A 23,532-nucleotide genomic window follows, 5' to 3' on the forward strand; every position below is an offset into this window, starting at 1 on the left:
GCGTGGCGAATACCGTGAACCCAGGACGTCAGGACGGCATCGCGGAGCGACTTGAGGCATTGCGCAGGTGGAACAACGCGACCACGCCTGAGACGGTCACCACGGTCGCCGACCTGTTCACCGCACAGGTACGCCGAACCCCGCAGGCCCTCGCGGTCGTGGCACCCGGCGCCCGCCTGACGTACGCCGAGCTGGGCACGTACGTCTTCCAGCTCGCGCGCCACCTGCGCGGCCGTGGCCTGCGGGCGGAAGACGTCGTCGCCGTGTCCACCCCCCGCTCCGCCGAACTGGTCGTCGCCGTGCTGGCGGTCATGGTCGCGGGCGGCGCCTTCGTGCCGGTCGAGCCGTCCTGGCCGGCGGACCGCCGGGCCCAGGTACGGGCCGAGGCGGGCGCGGGCCTGGTCATCGCCGCCCCCGGCATGGAGACGGGTGACTCCGTCGTGGAGGTGGACCTCGGCTCCTGGCGTTACGGCCAGGAGCCGGCCGAGCCGCCGTCGCTGCCGCCCATCGGTGGGGGACGGCTCGCGTACGTGATGTTCACCTCCGGCTCCACGGGCAAGCCCAAGGGCGCGATGATCCGGCACGAGGCGATCAGCACCCGGCTGCTGTGGCAGGTCGACGAGATCCTCGGGTTCGGGCCCGGCGACGCGTCGCTGTTCAAGGCGCCGCTGTCGTTCGACATCTCGGTCAACGAGATCCTGCTGCCGCTCGTCTCCGGCGGCTACGTGGTGGTCGCCGAGCCCGGCGGCGAACGCGATCCCCAGTATCTGCTCGACCTGATCGCGGGGGAGCGGGTGACGTTCGTCTATTTGGTGTCGTCGATGCTCGACACCCTCCTGGAGATGGCCCACGGGACCTCGCTGCTGTCCGGGCTGAAGCACGTCTGGTGCGGTGGCGAGGTGCTCACCCCCGAGCTGTTCGACCGGTTCCGGAACCAGCTGTCCACGACCCTCTACCACGGGTACGGCCCGGCCGAGGCGACCATCGGCGTCTCACACGTCATCTACCGCGACACCGCCGAACGCATCGCGACCTCGATCGGCCGCCCGAACCCGCACACCCAGCTCTACGTCCTCGACGACCGGCTGGAGCCGCTGCCGGTGGGCGAGGCCGGCGAGCTGTACGCCGCGGGGTTCCTGCTCGGGCGCGGATACATCAACGCCCCCGCGCTGACCGGCTCCCGTTTCGTGGCCAACCCGTTCGGTGACGGCGGGTCCCGGATGTACCGCACCGGCGACCTCGCGCGCTGGAACGCCGACGGCTCGCTGGAGTTCGTGGGGCGGGCGGACAACCAGGTGAAGATCCGCGGCATGCGGCTGGAGCCGGAGGAGGTGGAAGCGGCGCTCGCCACGCACCCGCGGGTCCGCCAGGCGACCGTCACCGTGGGTACGAACGCGGCGGGCGCGCGGCACCTCATCGGGTACGTGACCTCCCACGACGACCTCCCGGCCACCGAACTACGGCGCTGGTGCGCCGACCGGCTGCCCGAGTACATGGTGCCGAGCGCCTTCGTCGTCCTGGACCGCTTCCCGCTCACCGCCAACGGCAAGGTCGACCGCCGCGCCCTCCCGGAACCCCAAGCGCAGCGTCGGGCTCTGCCGGAGCCGAGGACGGATGGTGGCGCTCTGTCGGCGCCGAGGGCGGGCGGCCGGGTTCTGCCGGAGTCGGAGGCGGAGGCGGACCGCCGCGCCTTGCCGGAACCGGACGGACCGGGACAGGAGCGCGCGCTCGAGCCGCAGACCGCCCGGGAACGCGTCCTGTGCGAGATCTTCGCGCGGGTCCTCGGCCTCGAGGAGGTGGGGGCGGAGGAGGACTTCTTCGCCTTGGGCGGTGACAGCATCGTCGCGATCGGCGTGGTCCGGCAGGCGCGGCACGCGGGACTCGTGGTGCGAGCGCGCGACCTGTTCGCCCATCCCACCCCCGCCGCGCTGGCGGTCACGGTGACCGAGGTCACCACGACCGCCGGCCCCGCCACCGGCGCGGTCGGCGAGGTGCCCCCGACCCCGATCACCGAGTGGCTCCAGGCCACCGGCCCGTCGATGGACGGCTTCATCCAGTCGATGACGGTCCACACGCCTGCCGGTATGACCGCCGACCAGCTCGAACACGTCGTCGACGCCGTACTCACCACCCACGACCTGCTGCGGGCACGGATCGACGGCGCGGCCCCCTGGACCCTGTCGATCCAGCCGGTGGGCTCACCACGAGCAGCCCAGGTGATCACCCGCGTAGACGTGACCGCCGGCGACGCCGCGGCGATGGACACGGTCGCCGACCGTGAGGTCGCAGCGGAGATAGACGCCATTGCCGAGCGGGAGGTCACGGCGGCGATGGAGGCGGTCGCCGGCAGGGAGGTCACTGCGGCGGCGGGACGGCTTGACCCGGCTGGTGGCCGGATGATCGAGCTGGTGTGGCTGGATGCCGGGGAGCACGCGCGGGGCCGGCTCGTGGTGGTGATCCACCATGTGATCGTGGACGGCGTGTCGCTCCGGGTGCTCCTGGAGGACCTCGGCCACGCATGGGCGGCGGTTCGCGACGGGCGTGCGGTGTCTCTGCCCGGCGTACCCACTTCGTTCAGGCAGTGGGCGACAGTGCTGCGCGACCGTACCCGCGCGGGCGCGTTCACCGCCGACGAGGCGTACTGGCGGCAGGCGGCGGCCACCCCTGACCCGATGCTGGGGGAGCGGCCTCTGGACCCGCGCCGCGACGTGGTGGCCGCCGAGGAGTCGCTGACGGTCGCGCTCCCGTCCCCCGTTGCCGCCCGCCTGCTCGGCGCGGTGCCCGCGTCCATTCACGGCGGCGTGAACGACGTACTGGTCGCGGCGGCGGCGATCGCCCTGGGCCGGTGGCGGGCCGACCACTGCCCCGACGCGGGGTCCGAGGTGCTGCTGGAACTGGAGGGACACGGCCGGGAGGAAGACGCCGTCGGCGCCGGGGACGTCGACCTCTCCCGTACCTTCGGCTGGTTCACCACGCTCTTCCCGGCCGTACTCGATCCTGGGCCGGGCGACGCCGCGCTCGGCGACGCGGTGAAGGCGGTCAAGGAGCAGCTCCGTGCGGTGCCCCGGCGGGGGCTGAGCTACGGTGCCTTGCGTTACCTCGGCGGCGAACCCCGTCCTGACCTGGCCGTCGCGCCGCAGGTGCTGTTCCACTACCTCGGGCGGTTCGCGGCCGGATCCACCGAGGAGTGGACGGCCGTCGGCGATGGCGGTGGGGTCGATGGCGACGGTGGTGGGATCGGCGGCGCGATCGGTGATGGGGATGGCGGTGTCGGTGGTGGCGGCAGTGGCGGTGGCGGCGGCGAGATCGTCGTTGAGCGGCGTGACCCGCGCATGCCGCTGCCGCGCGTGCTGGAGATCAACTCGGTCGCCGTGGACACGGCCGACGGGCCGGTGCTGGAGACGAGGTTCAGCTGGCCCGGTGGCGTGCTCGACGGCGGCCGGGTGCGGGCGCTGGCCGAGCTGTGGACCCAGGTGCTCACCGGCATCGCCACGAGCGAGTCGGTCGCCGGGCATACCCCGTCGGACTTCCCCCTTGTCGCCCTGGAGCCGAGCGACGTGGCCGCGATCGAGGCCGCGGGACCGGATCTCCGGGAGGTTCTTCCCCTGTCACCGCTGCAGACCGGCCTCTACTTCCATGCCACCTTCGCCCGCGACACCGACCCGTACGTCGTCCAGCAGATCATCGAGCTGACCGGCCCGCTGGACGGCGACCGGCTACGGCTGGCCGCGGACCGGCTGATCGACAGGTACCCCAACCTGGGCGCGGCGTTCCGTACCGTCGGCGACGGGCAGGTCGTGTCCGTGATCGCGGGCCGTCCGCCGGTGCCGTGGCGGGTGGGCGATTTCAGCGGGCTTGGCGCAGAGGGTGCCGTCTCGCGGGTGGCCGCCGTCGCGGAGGTGGAGCGGTCCTCGCCGTTCGATCTGAGCCGGCCCCCGTCCATGAGGTACGCGCTGCTCAGGCTCGGTGAGCGGCGGCATGTGCTGATCCACACCGTGCACCACATCCTCGCCGACGGCTGGTCGGTGCCGCTGCTCCTGCGCGACCTGCTGGCGCTCTACGAGGCCGCGGGACGGACCGAGGCGCTGCCCGCGCCCCCGCATTACCGGGAGTTCCTGCGGATGCTGGCGGCACAGGACCCCGACGTGGCGACCGAGGCGTGGGCGGGCGCCCTGGCGGACGTGGACGAGCCGACCAGGCTCGCTGATGCGCTCGGCGGGCCCGAAGAGGCCGGCTTGGCCGATGCGCCGGGTGTCCCGGAAACGCTCGCGCTCGCTGACCCGCTAGGCGCCCCAGAAGCGACTAGTTCTCCAGAAGGGACCGGGCAGGTCGCCGGTGGGTTCGGGCGCGTCGATCGGGAGCTGTCCGAGGAGGTCAGCGACCGGGTGAGCGCGTGGGCGCGGGAGCACGGGCTGACGGTAGGGGCGGTCATCGGCGCCGCTTGGGGCATTCTCGTCGGACGGCTGGCAGGTCGGTCCGACGTGACGTTCGGTTCGACCGTCTCCGGCCGTGGGGCTGCCGACGTCGTGGGTATCGACTCCATGGTCGGTCTGCTGATCAACACGGTTCCCGCGCGGGTACGGTGGAGTCCCGCCGAGTCGCTCGCCACCGTGGTACGCCGCTTCGCGCGCGACCGGCGCGAGGTGGTGGAGCACGAGCATGTCTCGCTGGCCCGGCTGCAGCGGCGGCTGGGTGTGCCTGAGCTGTTCGACACGCTCGTGGTCATCGAGAACTACCCGGCGCCGCCCACCCCGGCAGGGGAGATCCAGATCGCCGCCGTGCACACCGTCGAGGCGCCTCACTACCCGGTGACGCTGATGGCCAAGCCGGGCGCGCGGATCGCCGTCACGCTGACCCACGATCGGCGGGTGGTCGGTACGAGTGCCGCGGCCCGGCTGGCCCGCCAGTACGAGATGGTGCTGGCCGCAATCGCCGAGGACGCCGAGCAGGCCTGTGAGCTGGTCGAGTTGGTGACCGGGGAGGACCGCGAGTGGCTGATGGCCGCCGGTTCCGGTGCCCCGGCGCGGCGGACCGGCACCACGGTCGTGGATCTGTTCGCGGGTCAGGTGGCCCGGCATCCGGCGCGTACGGCCGTCGTCTGCGGCGACCTCGCGCTCACCTACGCCGAGCTGGACGATCGCGCAGGACGGGTGAGCCGGGCACTGACCCGGGCGGGTGTGCGACGTGGCGACATCGTCGCGGTGGCGACGAGCCGCTCGGCGGACATGGCCGTGGCCCTGCTCGCCGTCATGCGTGCTGGGGCCGCCTATCTGCCGGTCGATCCCGGCTATCCGGCGGCCCGGATCGAGTTCATGCTCGGGGACGCGCGGCCGGTGTGCGTGCTCACCGACGACGCGAGCGCCAGGTCACTGCCGCCGCACGACCTGCCGACACTTACCGTACGGGCGGCGGCCGACGCGAACGTCACCGGCGACGCGACGAGAACAGATCCGCTGGATGCGGTGTCGGTCGTCTACACCTCCGGCTCGACGGGGCGGCCGAAGGCGGTCGTGGGGACGCAGGAGGCGCTTGCCAATCGACTGGCCTGGGCGGCGCGGGAGTGGGTGGCCGATGTCCGGGTGGCGAAGAGTTCGCTGAGCTTTATCGACGGCACCACGGAGCTGCTCGGTGGCCTGGTCGCGGGGGCGACGACGGTCATCGCCGACGCCACCGAGGCCACCGACGGCGCCGCGCTGGCCGGGCTCGTCGAGCGGTCCGGGGCGACCCAGTTGCTCGCCGTGCCGAGTCTGGCCGGCGCGCTGGCGGACACGGAACCGGAACGGCTCAGGACGCTCAGCCGCTGGATCTGCAGCGGGGAACCGCTGGACCTGGCCTGCGTGAACGCGCTCCGGCAGGCGTCCCCCGGTGCCCGGATCGTCAACTCCTACGGGTCGTCGGAGGTGGCGGGTGACGTGTTGCAGGGTGAGGTGGAGGCGGCGGGGCCGGTGACGTTGGGAACGCCTGTGCCCGGGGCGCGGATCCATCTGCTGGATGCCGCCCTTCACGTCGTCCCGCCCGGCGCGGTCGGGGAGATCTACGTCGGTGGCGCTCAGCTCGCCCTCGGCTACCTGGGCCAGGGCGGTGCGACGGCCGCCCGATTCGTCGCCGACCCGTACAGCGACGGCGGCCGGCTCTACCGCACGGGCGACCTCGGCCGGTGGACGGCCGACGGGCGGGTCGAGTTCCTCGGCCGGGCCGACGACCAGGTGAAGATCAACGGCTACCGCGTGGAGCCGGGCGAACTGGAGGCCGCTCTGATGCGCCGCGCGGGTGTGGCCGACGCCGTGGTCGCCGTACGCGCCACGAGCGGTCATGCGAATGGCGGCACGACCGCCACGACCGCCACGACCGCCACGACCGCCACGAGCGGCACGAGCGGCGCGGGCGGTGGTGCGGGTCGCGGTACAAGCGGCGGCACGCGTTCTCTGCACGCCTACGTCGTGGCCGCCCCCGGCGAGGAGGTCGACCCCAACGCCCTCCGCGCGACACTACGCGCCGAACTACCCCCCTACCTGGTCCCCGCCACGATAACCATCCTGGACCACCTGCCGACGCTCCCCAACGGCAAACGAGACCGCAAGGCGCTCCCCGCCCCCGAGCCGATCGCCAGGGGCGGCCGCCCGAGCACCCCAAGGGAGGCGCTGATCTGCGCCCACTTCGGCACGGTGCTCGGCCTCGACGGCATCGGCGTCCACGACGACTTCTTCACGGCCGGGGGCGACAGCATCCAGGCCATCCGCGTCGTCAGCCTGCTCGCCAAGGACGGGATCGAACTGACCACAGAGGACATCTTCCGCATGCGTACCCCCTCCGCCATCGAAGCCCACCTGGCAGGCGGCGAGCCGGCGGCGCGACTGCTCCCCGCCGAGCTGACGACCGTGTCGCTGACCCAGGCGGAGATCGACCACGTCGTGGCGGCCAGCCCGGTTCCGGTGGCCGACATCTGGGCGGTGTCGCCCCTCCAGGAAGGTGTCTACTACCAGGCGGCCTTCTCCGAGGGCGCCGGCACCTACATCGCGCAGAACGTGTTCGACTTCGACCGCCGCCTCGACGCCGAGGCCATGACCACGGCGTTCGCGGCGCTGCTGCGACGCCATCCCACCCTGCGCGCCGGGTTCACCGGCGACGGCGTCCCCGGCGTCGTGCAGTACATCGGCGCCGAGGTCCCGGCCGAGGTCACGGTCGTTGACCTGTCCACCGGCTCCGGGGACGCCCTCGCGGAGCTGATGCGGTCCGATCGGGAGGAGCCGTTCGATCTCACCCGGCCGCCCCTGGCCCGGCTGACCGTCGTACGCCTTCCCGGCGGCCGGGACCGGCTGCTGCTGACCGCGCACTTCCTGCTCTGGGACGGCTGGTCGCGTGAGCTGGTGCTGCGCGAGCTGTTCGCGCTCTACGACTCCCGGGGGGAACGCGGCGCGTTGCCGCCGGCGCGGGCGGCGTTCACCGACCACCTCGCCTGGATCGCCGCCCGTGACCGCGACGCCTCCACCGCCGCCTGGGCCGCCGCCCTCGCCGACGTCTCCGAGCCGACCATCCTGGTCCCGGAGGCGGCCGGCCGCGAGCCGATCCCGTCCGAACGCGTCCTGGCGGCACTCCCGGCCGAGGTGACGACCCGGCTGGGGGAGCAGGCCAGGCGTGGCGGGGTCACGCTCAACTCGCTGCTGACCGCCGCGCTCGGGTTGCTCCTCGGTTACGAGACCGGGCGCACCGACGTCGTGTTCGGTACGACGGTCGCGGGCCGGCCCACCCAGTTGCCCGGGATCGAGGACGTGATCGGCCTGTTCCTCAACACCGTCCCGGCCCGGGTGGCCGCCGCGCCCGAGATGACGGTGATCGAGCTGGCGCGCCGGGCGCAGGAGGACCGCATCCGGCTCGCGCCGCACGAGTACCTCGGGCTCGGCGACATCCAGCGGGCCGCAGGTCACGAGCAGCTCTTCGACACGCTGTACGTCCTGCAGAACTTCCTGTCCGACACCACCTTCACCGAGCTGGAACGCGAGCAGGGCATCGTCGGCGTGGAGTACGTCGACACCACCCACTACCCGTTCACCTGGGTGCTGACCCCCGGCGCCAACCTGCGGATCAAGCTCGAATACCGGCCGGACGTGGTGGCGGAGCAGGACGCGCGGCGGCTGGTCCGGCGCTTCACGCGGCTGCTGGAGTCACTCGCCGGCGGCCTGTCGGTCCAGGCGGGCGCGCTCGACCCGCTGCTCGGCGAGGAGCACAACGAGCTGGCCGGGCAGTGGGCGGCCACGGAGCATCCGATCGGCTCGGCCACCATCGCCGACCTGCTGGCCGAGCGGGCCAAGGGCTGCCCGGACGAGGTCGCCCTGGTGTTCGGGGAGCTGTCGCTGACCTACGCCGAGCTGGACGGGCGGATCAACAGCTGCGCCCGGCTGCTGCTGTCCAAGGGCGCGGGACCGGGCCGGATCGTGGCGCTCGGCCTGCCCCGCGGTGTCGAGATGGTGGTCGCGCTCTTCGCCGTCCTGCGTACCGGCGCCGCCTACCTGCCGCTCGACCTCGACCACCCCGTGAACCGGCTCGCCGGGATGCTCGACGACGCGCGGCCGGTGCTGCTGGTGTGCGCCGACGCGGGCACACCGCTGGCCGAGGCGCAGCGGCGGCTGGGCGGGGAATGCCTGGTGCCCGGCGACACGCTGCCCGCCCATCCGCTGAGTGACGCGGAACTGGGGGCGTTCGCCGCCACGATGCCGGGCAGGCTGGAGCATCCGGCGTACGTCATCTACACCTCCGGCTCCACCGGCCGCCCCAAGGGTGTGGTCACGCCGTACCGCGGCCTGACCAACATGCAGCTCAACCACCGGGCCGAGATCTTCGACCCGGCCGTCGCCCGCGCCCGGAGCGCCGGGCGGGACCGGCTGCGCATCGCGCACACGGTGTCGTTCTCCTTCGACATGTCGTGGGAGGAGCTGCTGTGGCTCGTCGAGGGCCACGAGGTGCACATCTGCGACGAGGAGCTGCGCCGGGACGCCGCCGCCCTGGCCGCCTACTGCCGCGCGAACCGCATCGATGTGATCAACGTGACCCCGACGTACGCCCACCTCCTGTTCGAGGAGGGGCTGCTCGACCGGGACGGACACCCGCCCCGCCTGGTGCTGCTCGGCGGCGAGGCGGTGAGCGAAGCCGTCTGGAACCGGCTGAGCGAGCCCGGCGGCGCCGAGGGCTACAACCTGTACGGCCCGACCGAGTACACGATCAACACGCTCGGCGCGGGCACGGGCGACAGCGCCACGCCGACCGTGGGCCGCCCGATCTGGAACACCCGCGCCTACGTGCTCGACGCCTGGCTGCGCCCGGTCCACCCGGGGGTGCTCGGCGAGCTCTACGTGGCGGGCGCGGGGCTCGCGCACGGCTACCTGCACGCGCCGGACCTGACCGCGTCGCGGTTCGTGGCGGACCCGTTCGTGCCCGGCGGGCGCATGTACCGGACCGGGGACCTCGTACGGCAACGCCAGGACGGCAACCTCGACTTCCTCGGCCGTGTCGACGACCAGGTGAAGATCCGCGGCTACCGGGTCGAGCTCGGCGAGGTGGAGTCGGCCCTGACCGCGCTGCCGCAGGTCCGGCAGGCCGCCGTCATCGCCCGTACCGACTCGGCGGTGACCGGGCTGAAGAAGCTGGTCGCGTACGTGGTGCCGGCGGAGAGGGCCGACCACGTCGCGGACCTGCGGGCAGGGGCCGGCCAGGCCGCCCTTGTCGCGGACCTGCGGGCCGCGCTGGCCGAGCGGCTGCCCGGCTACATGGTCCCCGCGCTGTACGGCGTCGTCGGCGAGCTGCCGCTGACCGTCAACGGCAAGCTCGACGTCGCCGCGCTGCCCGAGCCCGTGGCACCCGTCAGCGCCGGCAACGGGCCGCGCGACGACCGCGAGCGAACCCTGTGCGCGATCTACGCGGAGGTGCTCGGCCTCGCCGAGGTCGGCATCGACGACGACTTCTTCGCCCTCGGCGGCGACAGCATCTCCTCGATCGCCGTGACCGGCCGCGCGCGCAAGGCGGGCCTGCACCTCACCCCGCGCGACGTCTTCCGCCGCCGCACCGTACGCGCGCTGGCCGCGGCCGCCCCACAGGCGCGCCCGAGCGGACCGCGGGACAGCGGCGAGGGTACGGTCGCGCTCACCCCGATGCTGGTCGAGACGATGCGGGCGGCTACGCCCCTGGAGAGCTTCTACCAGTCGATGATCCTCCGCACCCCGGCCGGCATGACCCACGCGCAACTGGAGCGGGTGCTCCAGGCCGTCGGCGCGCGCCACGATCTGCTGCGGGCCCGGCTCGACCGCGACGGCGCCGCATGGGTGCTGTCGGTGCCGCCGCCGGAGGCGTTCCGCGCGGCGGACGCGCTCACCAGGGTGGACGCGTCGGCCGACGTGGAGGAGGTCACCGGGCGGGCCGCCGACGGCCTCGACCCGGATCGCGGGGTCATGCTGCGGGCGGTCTGGTTCGCCGACGAGTCCGGGCCCGGCCGGCTGCTGCTGGTCATCCACCACCTGGTGATCGACGGCGTCTCCTGGCGGGTGCTCGCCGACGACCTCGCGCGGGCCTGGGCGGAGGTACGGGCGGGCCGCGAGCCCGTGCCCGACGAGGTGCCGACCTCCTTCCGTACCTGGTCGAAGCTGGTCGAGGAGGCGACCGGGAAGGGCACGTTCCGCGACGAGCTCGACCACTGGCGGGCCGTCCTCGCCACCGAGGACCCGCACCTGGGTACGCGCCCGCTCGACCCGGCGATCGACACGGCCGCCACCGTGGAGTCGCTGACGGTCTCGCTGCCCGCCGAGGTGAGCACGGCCCTGCTGTCGGCCGTGCCCGCCGCGATGCACGGCGGCGTCAACGACGTCCTGCTGACCGGTTTCGCCACCGCACTCGCCGAGTGGCGGCGCGGCGAGAGCGCCGTGGTCCTCAGCTTGGAGAGCCACGGCCGCGACGCTCTCGACGGCGTGGACCTGTCGCGCACGGTCGGCTGGTTCACCGCCATCTACCCCGTACGCCTCGACCCGGGACCGCTGCGCTGGGCCGAGGTCACCGCGGCGGGGGCCGCCCTCGCGGCGGCGGCGAAGCGGGTCAAGGAGCAGCTCCGCGCCGTGCCCCGGCAGGGACTGGGGTACGGGATCCTGCGCTACCTGGACGGCGAGGCGGACCTGCGGGGCGAGCCGCCGCAGATCCTGTTCAACTACCTGGGGCGGTTCGCCGCCGACGAGGGCGGGGACTGGGCGGCGGCGGGCGCGCTGCGCGAAGGCGTCCACCCGAGCAACCCCGCGATGGGGCTGGAGATCAACGCGCTGGCCAGGGACGGGCGGGCGGGCACGGTGTTCTCGGCCACGCTGACCTGGCCGTCCGGCGTCATGACGGCCGGTGAGGTGGGCCGGCTGGCCGAGCTGTGGATGGCCGCGCTGACCGCGCTGACCCGCTGCGCCGAACTCGCCGGGCGTACCCCTTCCGACTTCCCGCTGGTCGAGCTGACCCAGGGGGACGTGGACCGGCTCGCGCCGTCCGGTGTGCTGGACGTACTCCCGCTGCTGCCGTTGCAGCAGGGCATGTACTTCCACGCCTCCTTCGCCGAGGACCAGACCGACACGTACGTGGTGCAGCAGGTGGCCGAGCTGTCCGGGCCGGTCGATCCGGCGGCGCTGCGCCGCGCCGTGGAGGCGGTGGTCCACCGTCACGACGCCCTGCGCGCCAGCTTCCGTGAGCTGGCCGACGGCCGGGTGGTCCAGGTGATCGCCGGTGCGGTGGACGTGCCGTGGCACGAGGTGGACCTGACCGGTCTCGGTCTCGATGACGAGGCGGCGCGCGAGCGGCTGGCCGAGGTCACCGCCGCCGAGCTGGCCGAGCCCTTCGACCTGGCCGCCGCGCCCCTGCTGCGTTACGCGCTGGTCTCGCTCAGCCGGACCGACCACCGGCTGGTGGAGACCATGCACCACATCCTCGCCGACGGGTGGTCGTACCCGCTGATGTTCGGTGACGTGATCGAGTCCTATGAGCGGGGCCGGGCCGGAGCCGGGTACGAGCTGCCCGCTCCTGCGGTGACGTTCCGCGACCACGTCGAGGCGGTGTGCGCCGTGGACCGCGCACACGCCCGCGACGTGTGGGCCCGGGCGTTGTACGGCGTCGGCTCCGCCACCCGACTGTTCGGCGCCGTGGAGAAGGTTTCCCGGCATGACAGCGTCCACGTCGCGCTGCCCGCCGAGCGCACGGGCGCCCTCGTCGAGGCCGCTCGGGAGCAGGGGGTGACGCTCAGTACGTTCGTGCACGGCGCCTGGGGTCTGCTGCTCGGCAGGCTGCTCGGGCAGGAGCGGGTGGTGTTCGGCTCCACGGTGTCGGGGCGGGGCGGGGAGCTGCCCGGCGTCGAGTCGATCGTCGGCCTGCTGATCAACACCGTTCCGGTGCCGATGTCCTGGCGTCCCGGCGACACGCTGCGCGAGGTGCTCGCCCGGCTGCAGGAACAGCAGACGGACCTGCTCGACGTGCAGCAGGTGGGGCTCGGCGAGCTCGCCGCCGTCGCCGGTGTCCGTGAGTTCTTCGACACGATGGTGGTCGTGGAGAACTTCCCCACCGTGCGGGACGGCGGGCGGGACGGGCTGAGCGTGCGGGGCTTCACCGGTACGGATTCGCCGCACTATCCGGTGTCGCTGGTGGCCTTCCCCGGCGAGCGGCTGACGCTGGAGCTCAAGTACGACGTCGAGCTGGTCGGGGAGCGGGCGGCCCGGCGGCTGCTGGACCAGGTGGGGCGGGTGCTCGACCAGTTGGCCACGGCCCCTGGCCTGCCGGTCTCGCGGCTGGACCCTGTTGTGTTGTCCGGGGCGGTTGTGTCACGGGTGGAGGACAGTGCGACGCTCGCGGGCGCGTACGCCGCCGCACCCGTCCGGCCGGGCTCCATCGCCGTCACCTCGGGCGATGTTTCACTCACGCACGCCGAACTGGACGCGGCCGCCAACCGGCTGGCCCGCGCCCTGATCGCCGGAGGAGTACGGCCGGAGTCGCGGGTCGCCGTCGCGCTGCCACGCTCCGCCGACCTCATCGTGGCGCTGCTCGCGATCGTGAAGGCGGGCGGCTGCTACGTACCGCTGGACATCGGCGCCCCGGCCGGACGGCTCGGCTACATCCTCGCCGACTCGAACCCCGTGTGCCTGCTGACCGACAGCGCGACGCTGGCCTCGCTGCCCCCTGCCACGGTGCCGGTCATGATGCTGGACGACCCGGACGTCATCGCGGGCCACTCCACCGCCCCGCCGCAGCCGGTCACGCTGAGCGCGGACAACGCGGCGTACGTCATCTACACCTCGGGTTCGACGGGGCGGCCCAAGGGTGTGGCGGTGACCCATCGCAACGTGCTGTCGCTGTTCGCGGCGGCTGAGGAGCCGTTCGAGTTCGGTCCGGCCGATGTGTGGACCATGTTCCACTCGTACGCGTTCGACTTCTCGGTGTGGGAGCTGTGGGGCGCGCTGCTGTACGGCGGGCGCCTGGTCGTCGTCTCCCACGACGTGGCGCGCGACCCGCGACGCTTCCTGGACCTGCTGGAACGCGAGCGCGTGACCGTGCTGAACCAGACCCCGTCCGCGTTCTACCCGCTGATCGAGGCCGACCGCGCGCGGCCGGGCGAGCTCGCGCTACGGTACGTGATCTTCGGCGGCGAGACGCTGGACCTCGCCCGCCTGGCCCCGTGGTACCACCGCCACGCCGACGGAGCACCGCGGCTGGTGAACATGTACGGCATCACCGAGACCTGCGTGCACGTGTCGTTCCGCGCCCTGACCTCGGACGACGCGAACGGCGACAGCGTCATCGGCGGACCGCTGCCCGGCCTCGGCGCGCACCTGCTCGACCGCCACCTTCAGCCGGTCCCGCCCGGCGTCACCGGCGAGATCTACGTCTCGGGTGACCAACTGGCCCGCGGGTACCTCGACCGCCCCGGCCTGACCGCCGAACGGTTCGTCGCCGACCCGAACGCCTCCGGCGCGCGGCTCTACCGCACCGGCGACCTCGCGCGGTGGACTCCCGACGGCGACCTGGTCTACTTGGGCCGGTCCGACCAGCAGGTGAAGGTACGGGGCTACCGCATCGAACTCGGCGAGATCGAGTCCGCGCTGCTGACACTGGACGGAGTCGTGAACACCGCCGTCACCGTGCGCGAGGACGAGCCCGGACGGCGGCGGCTCGTGGCGTACCTGGTCGCGCGGGCCGGGGTGCGCATCGGTGCCGCCGAGGCCCATGCCCACCTGGCCGAGAGGCTGCCTGGCTACATGATCCCGGCGGCGTTCGTGCCGCTCGACGCGCTGCCGCTCACGGTCAACGGCAAGCTCGACCGCGAGGCCCTGCCCGCTCCGGCGACCGCGCGGGCCGCGGTTACGGGCGAGCTTGCTCCCGAGGCCACCCCGGCGACCGCTCGGGTTGAGGTCCTTCCTGGGGGAGCGTCGCCTGTGGTGGTGGTCTTGCGGGCGCTGTACGCGGAGGTGCTGCGTCTGGACGACGTCGGCCCCGACGACGACTTCTTCGTGCTCGGCGGCGACAGCATCATCGCGATCCAGCTCGTCAACCTGGCCCGGCGCCGGTCATTGCGGCTGTCCCCGAGGGACGTGTTCGTCCACCGCACTCCGGCCGCGCTCGCCGACGCGATCGGCCACTCCGGCGCGGACGCCGAACCTGGCCAGGAGCCGGGTGCGGACAGTGGACCCGGCCGGGAGCCGGACGAGGTCGTGTCCGACGGGGTCGGCGAGGTCATGCTGATGCCGATCGTGCACCGGCTGGCCGAGCTGGGCGGGCGGATCTCCCGGCTGAACCAGTCCGAGCTGCTGCTCACCCCGCCGGGAGCCACCCACGAGCAGGTCGGCACGCTGATCCGCGCGCTGGTCGGGCGGCACGACGCGCTCCGGCTGCGGCTGAACCGGCCGTCTCCGCTGCTGTGGTCCCTGGAGGCCCGGCCGGCCGCCGACGTCCCCGATCCCGGCGTGACCTCGGTCGACGCGGTGGGTCTCGACGAGGACGCCCTGCGCGCCCTCGTCGCCGCCGAGTCCGACGCCGCCGCAGACCGGCTGGACCCCGACGCCGGCGATGTGTTGCAGACGGCGTGGTTCGACCGGGGGCCCGAGCACCAGGGCAGGCTGCTGCTCGTCGCGCACCACCTGGTGGTCGACGGGGTCTCGTGGCGGATCCTGGTCGACGACCTGCGAGACGCCTGGGACGCCGTGAGCATCGGGCAACACGTACGACTCGAACCGGTCGGAACGTCGCTGCGCGCCTTCGCCCGGTCCATCACCGAGAACGCCACCCAGTCGGCCCGGCTCGCCGAGTTCGACCATTGGACGGCCACCCTGGCGCCGGGCGGCGAACTCGATCCGGCGACCCCGGCCATCGGCCTGACCGCAGGCCAGACCCGGGACCACGTCGTACGCCTGCCCCCAGAGGTGACCGGCCCGCTGCTGACCACCGTGCCGGCGACCGCCGCGACCGGGCCGGCCGCCCCCGTGGCCGACGTGACCGATGTGCTCGTTGCCGCGCTGCATGTCGCGGTCTCGCGCTGGCGGGCGGCGCGTGGCGGCGACCCCGCGGCGCCGCTGGTGATCGACCTGGAACGGCACGGGCGCGAGGAGATCGCGGACGCAGAGGACCTGTCCAGGACCGTGGGGTGGTTCACCGCCATCGCCCCCGTACGGCTGCCCGCGGTCTCCGGTGGGGCCACCGCCGTGCTCGGCGACGTGTGCCAGGTGCTGCGGGCCGTTCCGGACGGTGGTCTGGGGTTCGGGCAGTTGCGTTACTGCAACGCGCGCACCGCCCCCGCGCTCGCCAGGCTGGGAACGCCCCAAGTGCTGTTCAACTACCTCGGCCGATTCCCTACCGGCCGATCCGGCGACTGGGACACCGCGCCCGAGGCTGAGGCGCTCCGGGTGCACCCGGACTCGGATCTGGGCACGCCGTACCTGCTGGAGATCAACGTCGCCTGCCACGACACGGCGGCGGGGCCCGAACTGCACGCCGTGTTCACCTATGCGGACGGCGGCCTCGGCGCGGACGACGTGGACGCGCTCGCCGACGCCTGGGCCGCGGCCGCGCGCGAGCTGGCCGCCGCGTCGCCTGGCCATGGCCGCGAGCATGGGACGGCTCACCCACCTCGGCCCGCCTCGCCGAGCAGCTCCACCTCGATGGGCAACTCCTCGCCAAGCGGCCCCATCTCGCTGAGCAACCCCACCTCGCTGACTCACCCCACCCTCACCCCCGACGAGGTCGCCCGGGTGCTCGCCGCAGCCCCGGTCGCCGTGCAGGACATCTGGCCCTTGTCACCGCTCCAGGAGGGCCTGTACTTCCAGGCGGGCTACGCGGGCGACGCCGACGTGTACGTGGCGCAGAACGCGTTCGACTTCGCCGGGCGGCTCGATGTCGCCGCCCTTCGCCACGCGTATGCCGCCGTGCTCGATCGGCACGCGGCCATGCGGCTCGGCTTCACCGCCGAGGGCACGACCCGGCCCGTAGCCCTGGTCGGCACCGGCCTGGACAGCCCGGTCGACGTGGTGGACCTGTCGGACGCGGAGGACGACCATCGGCTCCGGGCGCTGATGGAGGAGGACCGTCGCCGGCCGTTCGAGCTGGCCCGGCCGCCGCTGTGCCGCCTGACCGTGGTCCGCCTGCCCGGCGGGCGCGACCGGCTGCTGCTCACGTACCACCTGCTGCTGTGGGACGGGTGGTCGCGGGAGCTGGTCCTGCGCGAGCTGTTCGGACAATACGCCCTCGCCCGCGACGGTCACCCCACCCAGCGACCAGACGCGGAGACGGCGACGTTCCCCGATTACCTTGCCTGGCTCGATCGCCAGGACGCGGACGCGTCGGCGCGGGCCTGGGCGCGGGCGCTCGCCGGGCTGGAGGAGCCGACCATCCTGTTCCCGGCGGCGGCGGGGACCGCGCCGGTGCTGGCGACCAGCCTGTCGTTCCGGCTGAGCCGGGAGCAGACCGGCCGCGTCGCCGAGCAGGCGCGTCGCGCTGGGGTGACGCTGAACGCGATGCTCAGCACGGCGCTGGCGATGGTGCTGAGCCATGCATCGGGACGGCAGGAGGCCGTGTTCGGGACGACCGTCGCCGGACGGCCGACCGAGCTGGACGGCATCGACTCGGTGATCGGGGTCTTCCTCAACACCGTTCCCGTCCACGTACGCCTGGCCCCTGGCGAACCCGTGCTGGAGGTCATGCGGCGCGTGCAGGCCGACCGCGTGGAGATGATGGCGCACGAGTACCTCGGCCTGGGCGACATCCAGCGCGCGGCGGGCCGTGACCAGCTCTTCGACAGCCTCTACGTCCTGCAGAACTTCCTCGACGACGACACCTTCACCGACCTGGAGGAGGAGCACGGCATCGTCGGCGTGGAGAGCGTGGACGCCACGCACTACCCGCTCACCTGGGTGGCCACGCCGGGGGCGCGGCTGGCGGTGCGGCTGGAGTTCCGGGCCGACGTGGTCGCGCCGGAGCGGGCGCGAGCGCTGCTGTCGCGGCTGGAGCAGGTGCTGCTCCACCTCTCGGAGCAGGCTGCCGCGACGGTCGCCGATGTTCCCGTCCTTCTCCCGTACGAGCTCGCGGAGCTGGCGGCCGGATGGGACGCGGTCACCCATCCCATCGGCGCCGAGACGATCGCGGAACTGATGGGCGCCCAGGCCCGGCGGACACCGGACGCCGCGGCCCTCACCTCCGGCACACGGACGCTGACCTACGCCGAACTCGACGCGCGCGTGAACCAGCTCGCCCGCCTGCTGCTCGACCGGGGAGCGGGCCCCGAGCGGATCATCGCGCTGGCCGTGCCCCGATCCATCGACATGGTGGCCGCGCTGTTCGCGGTCCTCCGTACCGGAGCCGCCTACCTTCCCCTCGAACTGGACCATCCCGACGACCGCCTGCTGGCGATGCTGGCCGACGCGGGGCCGGTCCTGCTGGTCACCACCGAGGCGGTGGCGCCGCGACTCGCTTCCCACCGGGTGCCGGTGCTGTGCCTGGACGGCGCCGCCGCGCGTACCGGATCGTCGGAGCCGATCGAGGACCGCGAGCTGGGCGACTTCGCCCCCGGCAGTCCGGGACGGCTCGACCACCCGGCGTACGTCATCTACACCTCCGGCTCCACGGGACGGCCCAAGGGCGTGGTCACGCCGTACCGGGGGCTGACCAACATGCAGCTCAACCACCGCGAGGCCATCTTCGCCCCCACGATCGCCGCCGCAGGGAACCGGATCCTCACGATCGCCCACACGGTCTCGTTCTCCTTCGACATGTCGTGGGAGGAACTGCTGTGGCTGGTCGAAGGCCATCACGTACACATCTGCGACGAGGAACTGCGCCGCGACGCCCGCGCGCTCGTCGCCTACTGCGACCGGCATCGCGTCGACGTCGTCAACGTGACACCGACCTACGCCCAGCACCTGCTCGACCAGGGGCTGCTCGACGGCGCACGGTATGGGGGGCCGCCCGGTTCGTACCGTCCGGCTCTGGTGCTGCTCGGCGGCGAGGCGGTGCCGCAGACGCTGTGGACCGCGCTGCGCGAGGCCGAGGGGGTGGATGGCTACAACCTGTACGGCCCGACCGAGTACACGATCAACACCCTCGGCGCGGGCACCGAGGACAGCACGGGCACCACGGTCGGGCGGCCCATCTGGAACACTCGCGGCCACATACTGGACGCCGCCCTGCGGCCGGTGCCCGCGGGCGTGCCCGGCGAGCTCTACATCAGTGGGGCGGGGCTGGCGCGTGGATATCTCGACCGGTTCGGGTTGACCGCCTCGCGGTTCGTGGCGGATCCGTTCGTGTCCGGTGGGCGGATGTACCGTACCGGCGACCTGGTGCGAGCCCGTGCCGACGGGAACCTCGACTTCCTGGGCCGTACTGACGATCAGGTCAAGATCCGCGGTTATCGGGTGGAACCGGCCGAGGTCGAGGCTGCCGTGACGGCGCGGCCGGGCGTGCACCAGAGCGCGGTGCTCGCGGTTCCGGGTCCTTCGGGTGGCAAATGGTTGGTGGCCTATGTCGTTCCTGACGAGCCCGGTGATGGGGACTCGCTGCTGGTGGCCGTTCATCGTGAGCTGAAGTCGGTGCTGCCCGGGTACATGGTGCCGTCGGCCTTCGCGGTCGTGGAGGCGCTGCCGTTGACGATCAACGGCAAGCTGGACACCGCTGCGCTGCCTGCGCCGCGGTCGCTGCCGTCGAGTTCGAGGGCGCCGGTGGGCGAGCTGGAACGGCGGCTGTGCGCGCTGTTCGGCGAGGTCCTCGGCGTCGGTGAACCGGATGACCCTGGCTTCGGCGACCTCGGCGGTTTTGGTGCCGAAGACGACTTCTTCGATCGGGGCGGGCATTCCCTGCTCGCCATCCAGCTGTTCGGGCTGGTGCGGGCGGCTCTGGGCGTCGATCTGTCGTTGCGCGACCTGTTCGACACGCGCACGCCCGCGCGCCTGGCCGCCCGTCTCGCCGACCGAGCCGGGAGCACACCCCCCGAGCTCGTCTCCCGCCCCCGACAGGAGCGCCCGCCCTTGTCGGCGGCCCAGGAACGGCTCTGGCTGCTCCAGCAACTGGACCCCACCTCGACGGCGTACAACTACCCGCTGCTCGTCCGCCTCCGCGGATCCGTCGACCACGACGCCCTCCGGGCCGCGCTCGGCGACGTGGTGGCGCGGCACGAGGTGCTGCGGACGCTGGTCACGGTCATCGACGACCAGCCGGTCCAGGACGTACTCGACCCGCCCCCGATCGACGTCGCGGTCGTGGACTGCCCGGCCGCCGAGACCGGGAACGCGGTGTCGGCGGCGGTGGCCCACCCCTTCGACCTGGCCACCGACCCGCCGTTGCGGGTCACTCTGATCCAGGAGCAGGACACCGGGGACAGCGTGCTGGCCCTGATCCTGCACCACATCGCGATGGACGAGTGGTCCGACCGGCCGCTGCTGCGCGACCTCGACACCGCCTACGCCGCACGGCGGGCCGGTCACGCCCCACGCTGGGAGCCGCTGCCGGTGCAGTACGCGGACTACACCCTGTGGCAGCGCGAACTGCTCGGTGACCCCGGAAACCCGGCCAGCAGACACGCCGCCGAGCGGGCCTACTGGCAGGAGCACCTGCGCGGCCTACCGGACGAGATCCCCCTCCCCGCCGACCGGCCCCGGCAGGCGCGCGCCGCCCGCCGAGCCGATCAGGGCCACGACGACCGTCGAGTCCATCAGGATCGTGACGCCCGCCGGGCCGGACAGGTGTCCGCGCCGCTCTCGCCGGAGCTGATCGACCCGCTGCGGGAGCTGGGCAGGGCCGAGTCGGCGAGTCTGTTCATGGTGCTGCACGCCGCACTGGCTACCTTGCTGCACCGCCTCGGCGCCGGCGCCGACGTCCCGATCGGCAGCCCGACCTCCGGCCGCGCCGACGCGGTGCTGAACGACCTGGTCGGCTTCTTCGTCAACACCGTCGTACTGCGCGCCGACCTCTCCAGCTCGCCGTCCTTCACCGAGCTGCTGCGCCGGGTACGCGAGACCGACCTGGCCGCGTTCGAGCACGCCAACGTGCCCTTCCAGCAGGTCGTCGAGGTGGTCAACCCGGTACGCGAACAGGGCCGCAACCCACTGTTCCAGGTGATGATCGGCTTCCTGCACCGGCCGACCGGCCACGACACCGTCCTGGGCCTGCCCACGGGCGACGCGCCCTCGTACCTCTCCGACCCGAAAGTCGACCTGAACTTCACCTTCGTCGACGCCGGCCCGCGACAGCCGGTCGACATCACCCTGGAGTACGACGCCGCACGCTTCCACGACGGCACCGCGCGGCGCCTGCTCGACCGCCTCATCGTGCTGCTCGGCGAGCTCGCGGTCCGGCCGGAACAGCCGGTCGCCACAGTCCCGGTACTCGCCGCGGGCGACCTCGACGACCTCACGCGGTGGCGGTCCGGCGGTCCGGTGGAACTCGATGACCTGCCCTGGGACGTGCGCTTCTCCGCGCGGGCGAAGGTGGCACCCGACGCGGACGCCTGTGTGTCCGGCGGCCGGACGATGAGCTATGCCGAGCTCGACGCGGCCTCGAACGCGTTCGCCGCCAGGCTCGCCGACCTCGGCGCCGGTCCGGAGAGCCTGGTCGGGCTCGCCCTGCCGCGCTCGGCCGACCTGCTGGTGGCTGTACTGGGCGTCGCCAAGGCGGGAGCCGCGTACCTGCCGCTCGACCCCGCGTTCCCGGCCGAGCGGCTACGATTCATGATCGACGACGCCCGGCCCGCCGTTGTGGTCGCCGACGAGCGATCGCGCGAACTGTTCTCCGCGACACCCCACGGCACGACACTCATCAACTTCGACGGCACACCCACGCGCCCCGTCCACCGAGCCCCGCGTGATCCGGACTCCGCGGCGTACGTCATCTACACCTCGGGATCCACCGGCAGGCCCAAGGGCGTGGTGGTCACCCATCGCGACCTGGAGACCTTCCTCGCCGCCGTGGCCGACGCCGTCCCGATCGGCGACTCCGACCGGCTGCTCGCCGTCACCACCCTTTCCTTCGACATCTCCGTACTCGAACTGATGGCACCACTACGCGCCGGCGGGTGCGTGGTGATGGCCACGGAGGAGCAGGTACGCGACCCGCGCCTCCTCGCCGCGCTGGCGGCGGCCGAACGCGTCACGGTCCTGCAGGCGACCCCGTCGCTGTGGTCGGCGCTGGCACAGTCGCCGGACGCCGACCTCAGCGGCGTGCGGGCGCTGGTCGGTGGCGAGGCGCTGCCGACCACACTCGCGGGGGAGCTGGTGGGTCGGGCTAAGAGCGTCATGAATCTGTACGGCCCCACAGAGGCGACCGTCTGGGCCACCGCTGCCCCTGTGGACGACGGTTGGTGCGACCGCCCCACGATCGGCCGCCCGCTGCCCGGCACCACGGCCCACCTCCTGGACGCGGCACTGTGCCCGGTTCCTCCCGGCGCCATCGGCGAGCTGTACCTCGGTGGGGCGCAGGTCACCCGCGGCTACTTGGGGCGTCACGGCCTCACCGCGTCCCGGTTCGTCGCCGATCCGTTCGGCGACGGCGCTCGGCTCTATCGCACCGGGGACCTCGCTCGCTGGACCTCTGACGGCTCGCTGGAGTTCCTCGGCCGCTCGGACCACCAGGTCAAGGTACGCGGCTTCCGCATCGAACTGGGTGAGATCGAGTCGGTCGCGGCCCAGCATCCCGCCGTCCGGCAGGTCGCGGTGATCGCGCGACAGGACTCACGCGGCGAGACCCACATCCTCGCGTACGTCACCACGTCCTCGCTGCGGGACGGCTTCGCCACCAGCGACGCCTCTGCACCCCTGCGGGATGGTGTCGTTGCCGGCGACGCCTTGTCGTCGCTCCAGTTCCGGGACTACCTTGCCCAGCGCCTGCCGGCGTACATGGTTCCCGCGGTCGTGACGGTCCTCGACGCGTTGCCGCTCACACCGAACGGCAAGGTGGATCGCTCGGCACTGCCGGACGTCGACTTCGCCCGGATGGCCACCCGTACAGAGCCGCGGTCGCGGATCGAGGCGGCCGTCTGCGCCGTCATCGCGGAGGTGCTGGGGCTCGACTCGGTCGGCGTGGACGACGACTTCTTCGTCCTCGGCGGGCACTCGCTGCTGCTGGTACGACTGGCCGCGGGCCTGCGCCGGGACCTCGGCGTCGCCCTCCCGATCGCGGACCTGTTCACCGCGCCCGCGGCCGCCGCCCTCGCCCACCGGATCGGCGACGCCGCGTCCGCCGGCGACGCTGTGTCCGCCGGCGATGCGATGGCTCCCCTGCTGGTCCTGCGGGCAAGCGGTGAGGGTCCGCCGCTGTTCTGTCTGCCGCCCGCCAGCGGCCTGAGCTGGCAGTTCGCCGGGCTCAAGCGTTACCTGCCGCCGGACGTCCCGCTCTACGGCCTGCAATCACCCCTGCTGAGCCGTACCACCGACCTGCCCGTCACGATGCGCGAGCTGGCCGACGAGTACGCCGACCTGATCGGCCGGACCACCCCCGAAGGGCCGGTCGCGTTGCTCGGCTGGTCGTTCGGGGGCGCGGTGGCGCATCAGGTGGCGATCCGGCTGGTGGCCGGCGGACGTGAGGTCACGTTCCTCGGCATGCTCGACACGCGCAGGGACCTCACAGAGAGGCCCGCGGGAGCATGGGACCGGCCCGCGGCGATAGCCGATCTGCTGATCGAGATGGGCTGCCAGGTACCGGAGGAGCGGCGTCCGACGTTGTCCGTCGCCGACGCGGTCGGGTTCGTCCGCGAGCTGGGCGGCGGGGTCGCCGCGCTGGAGGACACGCAGATCGCTCAGGTGGTCGAGAACTACCTGGCCAGTGACCGCATGATGGAGCGGGCCGAGTACGGCGTCTTCCCCGGAGACGTGATCTTCGTCGACGCGACCGTGCCGGAGCAGGGGTTCACGGGGACGGCCTCCGACCAGTGGAGCCGGTACGTCGGGGGAGAGCTGCGGACGTTCGCCATCGAGTGCGGGCATTCCGAACTGCTGGACACCCGCACTCTGGAGATCCTCGGCCCGCTGGTCGGCCGTCACCTTGTCCGGTGAGAACAGGCGG

Annotated in this window: 1 protein-coding gene; it reads left to right on the plus strand. The window is 72.9% G+C overall.

What is annotated here, in order from left to right:
- Positions 1-2 precede the first annotated feature (2 nt).
- Positions 3-23,522, plus strand: a complete 23,520-nt coding sequence (locus AB0F17_RS05220) for a non-ribosomal peptide synthase/polyketide synthase (protein WP_358016530.1) — start codon at positions 3-5, stop codon at positions 23,520-23,522.
- Positions 23,523-23,532: the final 10 nt, after the last annotated feature.

Origin of the sequence: Nonomuraea sp. NPDC026600 (genome assembly GCF_040638335.1) — a bacterium.
GTDB lineage: Bacteria > Actinomycetota > Actinomycetes > Streptosporangiales > Streptosporangiaceae > Nonomuraea.